This window comes from Pseudoxanthomonas sp. LjRoot204_2 (assembly GCF_056175765.1).
The window spans coordinates 1-12,505 of sequence record NZ_JBGFFG010000051.1; the positions used below are offsets into that span (position 1 = coordinate 1).

Below are 12,505 nucleotides of genomic sequence, written 5' to 3' on the forward strand. Positions count from 1 at the left end.
CATCTGGTCCACGTGCGCGACCTCGCCGAGCATGCGCGGACGGCGGGTGTAATCGGCCTGAAGGCGGGTGCGGGCGAGCCAGCGCTCGATGATGGCGAGGCCACGGGGTCCGGCCTGCGCGTCGTCGGCCAGCCACAGGCGCGTGCCGGCGGGCGTGCCGGCGTCCAGCGCCCCGAGGCAGGCGTCGAGCGCATCGTCGTCGCTGCCGATCGGCAACAGGACGATGGGCAGGGACGATGCGGCCGGCGGCGTCACTTGGAGCGCGGCGTGTGCAGGGGTTCCAGCGCGCGGAAGCGCTTGCCGTACTCGTCGGTCAGGTCGTTGGCTTCCTGCGGGTTGCGGACGATGGTCGGCGTCAACAGCACGATGACTTCGCTGCGGTCGCTGCTGCTGGTCTGCCGGCCGAACAGGCCAYCGATCACCGGCAGGCGGCTCAGCCCCGGGAATCCTCGCGAGCCCTTGGTCGCGCCATCGCTGATCAGGCCGGCCAGCATCACGGTGTTGCCTGCCTCGACCGCGACTTCGGTCTTGAAGCGCCGCGTGTTGATGCGCACGTTGCCGTTGTCGTCCGGCACGTCGCCCGGCGTGCTGACTTCCTGCACGATGTCGAGGAAGACGATGCCGTCCTTCGTCACCCGCGGCCGCACCTTCAGGATGATGCCGGTATCCAGGTACTGCACCTGGCTGTAGGTGTTGTCGGTGCCAAGCCCCGGATTGACGGTGACCGAGGAAATCGGGATGCGGCTGCCCACGTTGAGGGTGGCTTCGACGTTGTTGCGCGCGAAGATCGACGGCGTCTGCAGCAGGCGGACGTCGGTGACCTCGTCGAGCGCCGAGATGATCGCCGCGGCGTTGCGGCCGAGGAAGGTCCAGCTGGCACYGGGATTCACGCCGCCGACCGTGCTGCCCGCGATGTTCCCGGCAAGCTGGCTCCAGGTGGTGCGTCCGACGGCGTCGGGCAGGCCCGCGTCCGTGACCGCGCGCTCGAAGTACCAGTTCACGCCATAACTGAGGTCGCCGGTCAGCGACACTTCCGCGATCTGCGCTTCGATGTGCACCTGCATCGGCATCACGTCGAGCTTCTCGACCACTTCGCGGATCGACTGCCAGGCACTCGCACTGGCGCGCACGAGCAGCGTGTTGGTTTCTTCCACGGCGGCCACGCCGACGCGGTTGCCGTCGACTTCCAGCGTCACGGCGCCGTTGCCGTTGTCGCGCTGGTTGAGCGAAAGCGACCCGCTGCCGAGCCCGCCCCCGGCACTCCCGCTACTGCCACTGCTGCCGCCGAAATCGACGCTGCCGCCATTGCTGTTCATGCCGCCATCGTTGATCTGCACGGGATCGGTGCCCGGCATCAGCGAGGTGTTTCCGGCGCCACCGGTCGACCGGCTGTCGCCGCTGCTTCCGCCGCCGGAGGAGCCGAACACTTCCGCCAGCCGCTGCGCGAGTTCGCGCGCCTTGACGTACTTCAGTTCGTACGAAAACAGCCGGCTGCCTTCGCCCGCACCGTCGATGCGCTCCAGCCATTGCTGGATCTGGTCCAGGTACGCCGGCTGCGGCGTGATGACGAGCACGGCGTTGGCACCCTCCAGCGGCATGAAACGGAACATGCCGGCGCTGGGCGTCTTGCTGTCGTTGCCGAACACCTTCTCCAGGTCGGCGACCACCCGCGTAGCGCGGCCCGACTGCAGCGGGAACACGCCCACCGACATGCCGGACAGCCAGTCGACATCGAAGATCTCGACGGTGCGCAGGTAGTTTTCCAGTTCGGTGCGCGTGCCCGCCAGAGTGATGACATTGCGGGTGCCGTCGACATTGACGATGGCGTTGGGCCGCGCGTACGGCTCCAGCACCTTCTTCATTTCACTGGCCGAGATGAAGCGCAGCGGCACCACGCGCACTTCATAGCCGCGTGCATTGGAGGCAGGCCCGGTGCGCGGCGCCACGCTGCCGGCCAGTGCCTGGTCGGCCGGGATGATGTTGTAGCGCCCGCCGCTGTAGACCAGGCGCGCGTTGTTCCAGCCCAGCACCATTTCCAGCAGGTTGAGGGCTTCGGCCGGCGATACCGGCTTCGGCGTGCCCAGCGTCACGGTGCCCTGCACGCCCGGCGCGATCACGTAGTTCTGCCCCAGCATGTCGCCGAGGATCGCCTTCACCACGGCGTGGACGGACTCGCCCTCGAAATTGAACGTGGCCGATCCACTGCTGGCGCCGCCCAGCGACGGCAACGGTGCACTCGCCGCACTGCGGTTGATCATCTGCCCGTTGCCGCGGCGGATCTGCGCCTGCGGCCCGGTCACCGGCGCGTCGCCTTCCTTCAGCGGCGTGGTCTGCGCGGTGCCCGCGACGACTTCGCCTGTACCTGGCGCGGTCGTGCGACGCACATCGGGCGACGGCGCGCTGGCACAGCCGGCCAGCAGGCCCAGACAAAGGGAAAACAGGATCACACGTAACGTCATGCCGGCACTCTACTGTGTCTTGCCGGGCGTTGCCGGCGGCGTGGTGGGTTGCGCCTGCTGCTGCCGCAACTGCGCGCGGCGCTGCTCGATGCGCTGGCGGATGGCGTCCATCTGCTGGTCCGTCGTCTGGACGGGCACGGACGGCGCCGTCGACGAGGGCGATGGGCTGGCGGCAGGTGCCGGAGTCGGCATCTGCGCCGGACCGGGCGGCGATGCCACCGTGGGCATGGCGGCGGGTGCGCTGTTGCCGCCGGTCGTGCGTCCGCCCGGCGCAGCCGGTGGAACGATGGTCGCGGCGGGCGGCACGGCGGCAGGTACACCTGCGACCGGCGAAGGCGGTTGTCCTCCCGCACCGTCGAAGACACGCAACGCCATCTCGCGACGGCCTTCCGGACCCTCGAAGACGGCGCGGCGCGGATCGAGTTCGACCAGCCGCCACCCCGGGAAGCCGGCCGGCGAATCGCCCACCTTCACCCGCAGGCCCTCGCCGCCCTGCGCGGGCTGCACGATGGCCAGCTCCAGCGCGGGCGTGATCAGCACGCTGGTCAATACCAGGTCGAAGGCCGGTGCCGCGGCTTCCTCGCCGGAGAGGAAGAACGGCTTCGGACGGCGATCCTCCGAAAACAGGGGCCGCTCGCCGACGCCTGCATACTGTTCCAGCGCGCCCAGTCGTTCGGGCGGGCTCGCCGGCAGGCGCGGCAACGCCTGCACCATGCCCGGATCGGCAGGCAGGGGCGTGATGCGGCTGCCCAGCCCGAACAGGGCCATCAGCGCGGCCACCACCGCCCACCCCGCCACGACGGCGAGGATCCACGTGCGCACCCCCCAGCTGTCAGCGCGCACCGGACGGCTCCTGGGTCAGTACCGGCGAGGGCTTGAGGTACCCGTACAGGTCGAAGTTCACGTCCAGGCCGCCGGCGCCGCTTTCGCTGGCCTGGTAGGCGTACCGCTGCGCGAGGATGTTGAGGTTCTCCACGAACAGGCGCGGGCTGCCGGATTCGAGCTGGTGCAGGACCGATGCCAGTTCCGGCGCGCCGCAGCGCAGGCGCACCTGCACGACCACGCGCGGGTAGATTTCGCGTCCCGCGACCGCCAGCGGCGACTGGTTGGCGATGGCGCAGCTGCGGTTGCCGGGGCTGGCTTGCCTGACGACGGTTTCCAGACGCTGCACCAGGCCCGCGGTCGCCAGCTCGACCGTCGCTTCCGGAAGGAAGCCCGGGCGCTGCGCCTGCTGCGCGAGCGCGGCGGCGAGTTCGCGCTGCACCTGCGGTGCCTGCTGCAGCTGGGTACGGATGCGAAGTTCGCGCTCGCGCAGCTCATCCACGCGCGCGCCTACTTCCTGCATCGGCACCGTCCACCAGGGATGCACGAGCAGCGCGTAGCCCAGCAACAGCGCTGCCAACAGCAGCGCCAGCGCCAGCCAGCGATCGCGGTCAGTCACGGCCAGCGGCATCGGCGCCTCCTTGCGTCGCGGCAGCCGGGTCCTGTTTGCCCAGCAGCTCGGCCGTCATCGTGAAGCGGTCCATGCGCGTACGCGGATCCGGCTGCAGCGCGCCACTCAGTGCAGGATTGCGCCACAACGGCGAGCCTTGCAGGCGCGCGACCAGTCCCGAGGCTTCCGGGCTGAAACCGATCAGCGTCAGCCGGTCGCCTTCGATGGCGAGTTTTTCCAGATAGGTGTTGTCGGGAAGACGCTGCGTGACCTCATCCATCACTTCCAGCGATGTCGGCCGGCGCGCACTGGTCTGGTTTAGCGTGGTGGTGCCGGCGACGAGGTCGACGAGTTGCTGCCGCTGCGCCGCCACCTGCCGCGCCGCATCGGCCCGGCTGTCCACCCGCGCGGCGAAGGCGTCGGCGGCAGCGCGCCGGTTGTCCAGGACGGCCCAGGCAGCGAACACCACGGCGATGACGGCTACCGACGCCAGCACGGCATGCAGGCCGCGGCGCGGGGCCTGGCGCGCAACGCGCGATGCCTCGGGCAGCAGGTTCACGCCCAGCGGCGCACCGCCCGCGTCTTCCACGTCCGCGCCGGCCAGACCCTGCGAGAGTGCGCCCAGCCGCGACAGGCCATCGATGAAGGCCGCCTTGTGCACGGCCGCCAGTTCCACATCGAGTTGTGCATCCTCACGCACCCCCACCACGCGCGCGTCGAAGCACGCATCGTTGGCGGTGAACGGGGTTTGCCGGTCGAGCTCGAACGTCAGCACGTCGCGCAGGCGGTCCGCCGCCGCGGCCGGCAGCAGCAGGCGCCGACGCAGTGCCATGCCCGCCGGCACCAGCCACCAGCGCGGCAGTTCGGCCAGCCGGCTGCCGAGCAGCGCACGCAGATCGTCAGGGCTCACCGTGGCCGGCAAGCGCGCGAGCGGATGCCGCTGCGTGCCCTCCAGCCAGCTCATTTCGATCTCGTCGTCCTGACGCTGGAACAGCAGGCGGTCGCCCGTCAGCCCCAGCACCACGCGCCAGCGCGCGGGCAACCAGGTCGCCAACGCCTGTCCCCACCACGCGAAGAAGCTGCGTGGCCCGGGACCGAGCCGTGCCCGGAACCGCTGCAAGGTGTCGCGTACGCCGCTCATTGTGGTGAYGCTCCCTCCTCCCAGCGCAACAAGGTATAGGCCGAACCCGGCACCGGGCTGGCCCCCGCGCGCACCACTGTCCGCACCGACGCTTCGCGGCCATCGGCCAGCCGCGCACGACTCTGGATACTATACGTGCCGCTGCCGGCGCCGACGAGTTGCGGGCCGCCGGTGACGCCGGTCGCATTGCGTTGCGCCAGCCATGCCGCCGCATCCACGCCCATGGCCTGCAGCACCGRCCCCGGCGCGTACGTCGCGTCCGGCTGCGCGCGGCCCGAGTACAGCGTCAGGAATGGCGCGAGGCGCGCGTACAGGTCCGGCGTCATGCCCAGGACCTGCTCGACTTCCGCAACCGTGTCGAACGGCGCGTCCTTGGCACCGTACTCGCGCTCCGCCGCCGCGTAGTCGCTGTCCTCGGCCCCGCCCACCGGCTGGGTGAGGTTGTCGGCATCGCGCCAGTCGACGATCGCCGCCGCGAGCGCATCGCTGGCGTCCGCAGGTTCTCCGAGCGCCTGCATCAGCCGCGACAGCAGCGGCACGTCGGCCTGGTTGAGATCAACCTTGCCGGTCTCATCGACGATGCGCACCTGGACCTGCTGGCCATCGAACGTCCACGCGTAAGGGCGGCCATTGGGTTGCCAGTGGGTTTCCGGATTGCGGTCGGCCACCCGCACGAGCGCGTACTCGATGCCGGCGCGCGCGACCTCCTGCGCGATCGCGCCGCGGCTGCCGACCCGACCCTGCAACGCCTCCATCYGCGCCGTCAGCGCATACGCACCGACCAGCGCGGTGAGCAGGGCCACCAGCCACAGCACCAGCAACAGCGCGGCACCGTGCATGCGCTTCATGGCAGTACCGGATTCGTGCCGCCGGGCAACAGCCCGCCGCCTGCGCCGCCCTCGCTGCGCGCGAGGGTCACGACAAGGTCCGGCCAGCGCCCGCCGGCGATCGCGACCATTTCCACCTTCACCTGCAGCGGCAGCATCTCGGAAGTCTCCCAGCGGTCCTGCCATGGACCGAGGCGATTGTCCGCATCCAGGCCGCGATACCGGAAGCGCACGGAACGCAGCCCGTCGGCCAGCCGCTCCGCCCGCTGTCCGCGCGCGGCGAGATCGACGTCCTCCAGCGACGCGTCCGGACGGGCGACGGCGAAGGCCACCTGCAGGCGACCTTCCTCGTCCGCGACCAGGTCGTGCACGTAAGGGCCGCCATACCCTAGATAGTCCGGCAGGTCCGCCACGAAGCGCATGCGCTGCGGCGTGCCGATGAAGCGCGCCTGGCGCAGCGTGCCCCGGTCCGTCGCGAACACGATGGGCTGCGCCGACGCCAGTCGCGCGCGCAGGTAGCCATGTACCGCGCGCATGCGCTCGCTCGCCTGCGCCATGTCCTCGCCGCGCGTGACCACCGCGGTGGAGGAGCGCAGCGTCGCGAACGCCAGCGCCAGTCCTGCCGCCAGCAGCACCAGCGCGAGCAGCACTTCGATCAGGGTGAAGCCCTGCGTGCGCGCGCGCATCATGGCGACACGGCCTGGTTGACGTCGCGCGGCGCCAATCGCAGCGTGCGCCATTGCATCGCCTGTGCCCGCTCGTCGCCCCAGCGAACGACCAGGCGTACATCGAGGAGTTGCGGCGCGCCCGGATCGAGCTGTGCCCGCGCCGCCAACGGATCGGCGAACGGCGCGATGTCGAGCTGCCAGCGATAACGATCGCCTTCGAAGCTGCCCTCCTGCCGTCCCGGTTGCAGGACATCGCCCGCACCCAGCTGCGCCAGCAGGGATTGCGCGTGCAGCGTCGCGCGACTGCTGTCCGCCGATTCGCGCACCTGCCGGCTTGCTCCGGAGAGCGACCCCAGCAGCAGGCTCAGCGCCAGCGCCAGCAGCGCGAAGGCGACGATGACTTCGAGCAGGGTGAAGCCACGCTGATGACGGCGGTTGGGCGGCGTCATGGCGCGCGCACCTCGTCGCGCAGCAGGCGCGTTTCGCCGGTCAGCCAGGCCACGTCGATGCTCCACGCGGCCGTCCCGGCGGCCAGCGTGATGCGGCCACCGGTGGAACCTCCGTCGGGGAAGAACAGGATCGCGCCCTCGCCCGCCCGCTCCTGTGCCTCGCGCACGCCGGTGAAGCGGACCGCCAGGGCGCGATCGATGTCGCCACGCCGGTCACCGGCCGCCTCCCACGCATGCGCGCGCGGATCGATCCGGAAACGCTGCGGCTGCCCGGTCGCGATCGCACGCGCCCGCGTGTAGCGCAGCTGCGCAGCGACTTCCTTGGATTCCGAGCGCAACCGCATGCCGTCCATGCCGCCGGTGAAGGCCATCGCCGCGAGGATGCCCGCCGCCGCGATCAGCGCCAGGACCAGCAGCGTCTCGAGCAGGGTGAAGCCGGCCACGTGCGGCCGCGCCGCGGCAGGCCTGCGGGCCGGAGGCATGGAGACGGTAGCGGCACGGCGCGCCACGGCGGCGGTGGCCGCGCTTACTCGTTCGTGATGTCCGCGTTGACGCTGTCGCCACCGGCCTTGCCATCGGCGCCCAGGCTGATCAGGTCGAAGCGCTGCGTCTCGCCGGGAATGCGGTATTCGATCGGGTTCTTCCAGGGATCCTGCAACTCGCTCTCCTTCGCGTACGGGCCCAGCCACCCGCTCGCGTTGCCCGGATTGGTCACCAGGTCGGACAGCTGTGCCGGATACCGGCCGGTGTCCAACTGGTAGGTCTCGACCTTGCCCGCCAGCGTCTGCACCTGCGACTGGGCCAGTTTCACCTTGCCGCTGTCGGCACCGCCCATCACGCGACTGCCGACCAGCACCAGGATGCCGCCGATCAGCACCAGCACGATGATGATCTCGAGCAGGCTGAAGCCCTGCTGGGATTGCGGGGAGCGGAACGCAGTCATCGGGCGCGTGCGGGACATGGTGGCGGACTCTCCAGGATGCTCAGTTGATGGCGCCGGTCAGATCGTACAGCGGGACCAGCACGGCGATGATGACGACACCGACCACCGCCGCCAGGATCAGCGTGATGGCAGGCACCAGGGCGGCCAGCATACGGTCCAGCACCTGAGCCGTTTCCTGCTCGAAGGTTTCGGCCGTCTTCAGCAGCATGCCGTCGAGGGCACCGGACTCCTCGCCCACCTGGATCATCTGCAGCGCCAGTCGTGGAAACCGCTTTCCCTTGCCCAGCGAGGCGGACAGCCCGTGGCCGTTCTTCACGTCCTCCGCGGCCACGTCGACATCGGCCGCCAGGGCACGGTTGCCCAGCACGTTGCGCGCGATGCCCAGCGCGGTGAGCAGGGGCACGCCGTTCTTCAGCAGCGTGCCAAGCGTGCGCGCGAGCCGGGCGGTTTCCAGCCGGGCGACCAGCGGGCCGACGAGCGGGCGCCCCAGCAGCCAGCCGTCCAGCCGGCTGCGGAAGCCGGGGTCGCGGCGGCGGCGATCGAACCACAGCAGCGCCAGCGCAGGGACAGCGACCAGCACGAACCAGAAGTCGCGCACGAACGCGCCCACCCACAACACCCCGCGCGTGAACCACGGCAGCGCCACGTCCAGGCTCTCGTACATCACCGCGAACTGCGGAACCACGTAGCCGAGCAGGAACAGCAGCGCGAACCCGACCACCACCAGCAGGATCGCCGGATACACCAGCGCATTGACCACCCGTCCCTTCAGCGCGCGGCTGCGCTCGAGATAATCGCCCAGCCGCTGCAGGGTGTCGTGGAGGCTGCCGCCGGCCTCGCCGGCACGGACCATGTTGATGTACAGCCGCGAGAAAAGACCGTGCTGTCGATCCAGCGCAGTGGACAGCGGCGCACCGCCGCGCACGGCATCGCGGATGTCGGTGATGACGCGACGCGCTTTCTCGTCTTCCGGCAGGTCCAGCAGGATGCCGAGCGCGCGGTCGAGCGGCTGTCCGGCGCCCAGCAGCGTGGCGAGTTGCTGGGTGAACTGCACCAGCCTGTCGCCCGCGAACGCATTCGGTCGCCAAAGTTGCCCCAGACTGCGTCCACCCCCGGCCAYGGCCAGTGCGGCTTCGACCGGCAGGTGTCCCTGCTCCTGCAGGCGCGCGACCACGTCGGCATCGCTGGCGGCCTCCATCTGGCCATCCAGCATTTCACCGTGCGCGTTGAGGGCCTTGTAGCGGTAGAGCGGCATGCCGGAGGACAAAAGGAGAATGCGCCAACTTACCGTATTCCCCGGCCCAGCGTCATGCGGGGCGATCATGTCATGGAACGAAACGGCCCCGGTCTCCCGGGGCCGTCGCGATGCACCGCAGAACACTCAGGGCGCGGTGAAACTGCCACGCACGCTGACGCCGGAGAACTTCGTCTTGCCCACCAGCGACACGTAGTACGTGCCCGCCTGCGGGTTCGCGATGTTCACCACGTCGTTGTTGCCGGGGCGCACCGAGCGCAGGTCGTAGCTCGTCGCCGTGGCCGCACTGCCGAACTTCACGTACAGGTCGGCGTTGCCGCTGCCGCCGTAACTGATGAAGGACAGGTTGCTGGCCCCGGCCGGCACCACGAGCGCGTACTGCACCACCGCATCCTTGGCGCCGGTATTGCCCCCGACGGCGACATTATTGGTCAACGGTGTCGCGGTGGGCGGTTCGCCGCCGCCGATCACGGCCTGGACCGCTGCCGCGGCATTGACGATGCCCGCACCGATCGGACGGTTGGCCGGCGGCGCGACGGGGAACGGGCGCGCGGTCGACTTCAGCGTCGCCAGGATCTGCGCCGGCGTCAGCGGTGTATCGGCCACGCTCTGCATCAGCGCCACCACCGCCGCCACGTGGGGCGCCGCCATCGACGTGCCGCCCAGGCCGAAGTAGGTCTCCGTGGTGGGTACGGTGGTGCCCGAGTTGCCGGTGGACCATACGTAACCACCCGGATTGCCATCGACGCTGCCGCCGCCGCCCGGTGCCGAGATGTCGACGCGCGTGCCGTAATTGGAATACGACGCGATGCCGCCGGTGATGCGGGTGGCGCCGACGGTGATGACGCCGGCGCAGTTGCCCGGCGAGTAGCCGGTGACGTTGCCTGCATCGTTGCCGGCCGCGACCACAACCGTGCTGCCGTTGGCGATGGCGATGTTGAAGGCGTTCTGCTCCACCGCGCTGCACGCACCGGACCCACCGAGGCTCAGGTTGATGACCTCAGCCGGATTCGCGTTGGCGGGTACACCGGCCACGGTGCCGCCGGAGGCCCAGATGACGGCATCCGAAATGTCCGAGGTGTAGCCGCCGCAGCGGCCCAGCACGCGCGCCGGCACGACCTTCGCATTGAATGCGCCGCCGGCCATGCCCTTGGCATTGTTGGTGACTTCCGCGACCGTGCCCGCCACGTGGGTGCCGTGCCAGCTGCTGTCCTGCACGGGCGAACCCGCATAGCATTCACCCGCCACCGGATTCCAGTCGCCTTCGTCGCGCGGGTCCGCATCGCGAAGGTCGCCATCGCGCGAAACGAACGTGTCGCTGATGAAGTCGTAGCCCGGCAGGATGTTCGCATCGAGATCGCTGTGGGTGGTGATGCCCGTGTCCAGCACGGCGACGACCACGCCCGCACCGGTGGCGTTGTCCCAGGCCGCCGGCAGGTTGATGCCGCCGACCGGATCCTTGAAGTGCCACTGATACTGGTTGTAGTAGGTGTCGTTGGGGACGAGGCGCGCATAACGGCGCGCGTCGACTTCGACGAACTCCACGTCCGGATCGGTCGCCAGCTGCCGCAGCAGRCTCTCGGCCTCGACGCGATCGAGCTTGCGCGAGGTCTGCACCAGCTCGGCGCCGATGCCCAGGCGGCGCAGCTTCGCAGCGCTCACCGCCTTGCCGTTCGCCGGACCCAGCGCGGCGCGCGATACCGCACCCGACAACGAACGCTGCAGCGTCGTGTTGCTGGCACGGGCGGTACTGCCATCGCGGTATTTCACGATGAACCGGTCGTAGGTCTGGCCGTCGCGAAGACCGGCGGTACTGACATCGCCCGCGAATGCGGTACCAGCGAACGCGCCGGCGGTGACGATTGCGGCGAGTGCAGCAACGAGGGGATGACGGCGCGAACGACGGAATGAGGAAGATGAATTCACTGGACCTGCTCCATGTCTACAAGGATGAACGAACTGGGTAACCCGTTTACGACGTGCGTACTCAACGACTTGCGACTTCCCTTTCAAGCGGATCGTGCAGGTACCCCTGTTTACCTGCCACGACACTCTTCACGCGACGAGAACAACGAATGCACAAGGCGTTAACGCCTTGTTTTCAGCGTTTTCTTCGCGTTGCGCCGAACGTAGCAAATCTCTCGCAAATTGCACAACGCGGATGTAGTGTTCGATCACACGGAGTTTTTTTGCATCATCTCGGGATGAGGGGATGGGGAATGCAGCCATGGCTTTTCGACGCGACATCGTTCTTCGCTGATCCGCTTGCATGTCTTTTCCGCGACGCCATTGCGTCGTGCTCTTCGCGCCAGCCGCGGCACGCCCCGACGCCGCCGGCCTCCGACTGCAACTTCCTCCCCGCTTCCTTTGCTTCGTGCGACCCGTCCATGCGTCTCCCCTGTCGCATGCGGCGGCTTTCGTTTTCCTGACGCAATCCGCTTCGCATCCCCGTGCCGCCAAGCCCGGGTGCTGTCGTATTCCCCCGAAAACACAGAATGAAGGACGTGATCCATGAATAGGATTTACAGCAAGGTGTGGAACCCCTCCCTGGGCATGCTGGTCGTCGCCTCCGAGTTCGCGCGCCGCGCGCATGGCATGATGTCGTCCGGTGCGCGCGTGCGTGCGCGCCTCGGCGTGACACTACTGGTGTCGGCGCTGCTCGCAAGTGCACCGTTCGGTGCGGCATTGGCCCACGACAAGAACAAGGGCCAACCGCAGAACGACAAGCCGCAGATCGGAACGGGCCCCGCCTACTGCGTGGATGCACGCGGCAATCCGATCAAGGACGGCCGCCCCGGCGAGAACGCCGTCTCGTGCGGCGATGATGTCGACGCGTCCGGTCGCCATGCGGTCGCTGTCGGCTACAAGAGCATCGCCAACAAAGCGGGCGCCACCGCCGTTGGCGGTTATGCGGAAGCAAAGGGGGTTAATGCCACGGCGGTGGGCTACGACAGCAGTGCGACCGCGCAGGGCGCGACGGCGCTGGGCAGCCAGAGCAACGCCACCGGCGCCAACGCGACTGCCGTCGGTACGCAGGCGAACGCGACGGGCGCGGGCGCCAGCGCGGTGGGCACCGGCAGCACGGCGACCGGTGCGTATGCCGGTGCATTCGGCAGCGCGTCCACTGCATCGGGCACGCAGGCGCTGGCCGCAGGCCACACCAGCACGGCGACAGGAATTGCGACCGTCGCGGTCGGCGGCTTCGCCAATGCGTCGGGCGATTTCGACACGGCGGTCGGCTACGGTGCCGATGCCAGCGGCGGCGACAGCACCGCGCTGGGTTCCGGCTCCCTTGCGACCGGTTACAACAGCGTCGCAGTCGGTGGATCCC

The 12,505-nt window shown here is 69.3% G+C and carries 12 protein-coding genes and 1 pseudogene; 1 reads left to right on the forward strand and 12 read right to left on the reverse strand.

Annotated features, from left to right (window positions below; all coding sequences use genetic code 11):
• The 12 genes and pseudogenes from AC04L7_RS04190 to AC04L7_RS04245 all read right to left on the reverse strand — a co-directional run.
• Window positions 1-255, reverse strand: a pseudogene (locus AC04L7_RS04190) (glycosyltransferase); the annotation flags it as partial.
• A complete protein-coding gene (gene gspD / locus AC04L7_RS04195; RefSeq protein WP_475512566.1) occupies window positions 252-2,459 on the reverse strand; it encodes a type II secretion system secretin GspD in 2,208 nt (735 codons plus the stop codon). The gene gspD and the pseudogene AC04L7_RS04190, both read right to left, overlap by 4 nt.
• Window positions 2,460-2,468: 9 nt before the next feature.
• The gene (locus AC04L7_RS04200; RefSeq protein WP_435996912.1) at window positions 2,469-3,302 is read right to left on the reverse strand and encodes a type II secretion system protein XpsN; all 834 of its coding nucleotides are present in this window, start codon (window positions 3,300-3,302) and stop codon (window positions 2,469-2,471) included.
• Window positions 3,292-3,912 carry a type II secretion system protein GspM gene (gene gspM / locus AC04L7_RS04205; protein ID WP_435996910.1) on the reverse strand — a complete coding sequence of 207 codons (621 nt, stop codon included), beginning with the start codon at window positions 3,910-3,912 and terminating at the stop codon, window positions 3,292-3,294. Before gspM ends, AC04L7_RS04200 begins: the two co-directional genes overlap by 11 nt.
• Window positions 3,893-5,032: a PilN domain-containing protein gene (locus AC04L7_RS04210; RefSeq protein WP_435996908.1), complete on the reverse strand. Its 1,140-nt coding sequence runs from the start codon at window positions 5,030-5,032 to the stop codon at window positions 3,893-3,895. Before AC04L7_RS04210 ends, gspM begins: the two co-directional genes overlap by 20 nt.
• A complete protein-coding gene (locus AC04L7_RS04215; RefSeq protein WP_475512567.1) occupies window positions 5,029-5,880 on the reverse strand; it encodes a type II secretion system minor pseudopilin in 852 nt (283 codons plus the stop codon). Before AC04L7_RS04215 ends, AC04L7_RS04210 begins: the two co-directional genes overlap by 4 nt.
• Complete coding sequence (locus tag AC04L7_RS04220) at window positions 5,877-6,548, reverse strand: prepilin-type N-terminal cleavage/methylation domain-containing protein (RefSeq protein ID WP_296279628.1); 672 nt, start codon at window positions 6,546-6,548, stop codon at window positions 5,877-5,879. The genes AC04L7_RS04215 and AC04L7_RS04220 overlap by 4 nt, the downstream gene beginning before the upstream one ends.
• Window positions 6,545-6,976 (reverse strand): type II secretion system protein XpsI, encoded by a 432-nt coding sequence (gene xpsI / locus AC04L7_RS04225; protein WP_299340531.1) that lies wholly within the window; start codon window positions 6,974-6,976, stop codon window positions 6,545-6,547. The genes AC04L7_RS04220 and xpsI overlap by 4 nt, the downstream gene beginning before the upstream one ends.
• A complete protein-coding gene (gene xpsH / locus AC04L7_RS04230; protein ID WP_299340528.1) occupies window positions 6,973-7,458 on the reverse strand; it encodes a type II secretion system protein XpsH in 486 nt (161 codons plus the stop codon). The genes xpsI and xpsH overlap by 4 nt, the downstream gene beginning before the upstream one ends.
• A 44-nt stretch (window positions 7,459-7,502) precedes the next feature.
• The gene (gspG, locus tag AC04L7_RS04235; protein WP_296279836.1) at window positions 7,503-7,919 is read right to left on the reverse strand and encodes a type II secretion system major pseudopilin GspG; all 417 of its coding nucleotides are present in this window, start codon (window positions 7,917-7,919) and stop codon (window positions 7,503-7,505) included.
• 40 nt (window positions 7,920-7,959) lie between these two features.
• Entirely contained in the window at window positions 7,960-9,174 is a 1,215-nt protein-coding gene (gene xpsF, locus AC04L7_RS04240; protein WP_475512569.1) for a type II secretion system protein XpsF, read from the reverse strand.
• A gap of 126 nt (window positions 9,175-9,300) precedes the next feature.
• Complete coding sequence (locus AC04L7_RS04245; RefSeq protein WP_296279623.1) at window positions 9,301-11,100, reverse strand: S8 family peptidase; 1,800 nt, start codon at window positions 11,098-11,100, stop codon at window positions 9,301-9,303.
• Window positions 11,101-11,685: 585 nt separating this feature from the next.
• Here AC04L7_RS04245 and AC04L7_RS04250 point away from each other — a divergent pair.
• Window positions 11,686-12,505, forward strand: an 820-nt coding sequence (locus AC04L7_RS04250; RefSeq protein ID WP_475512568.1) for an ESPR-type extended signal peptide-containing protein, incomplete at its 3' end; no start/stop codon positions are given.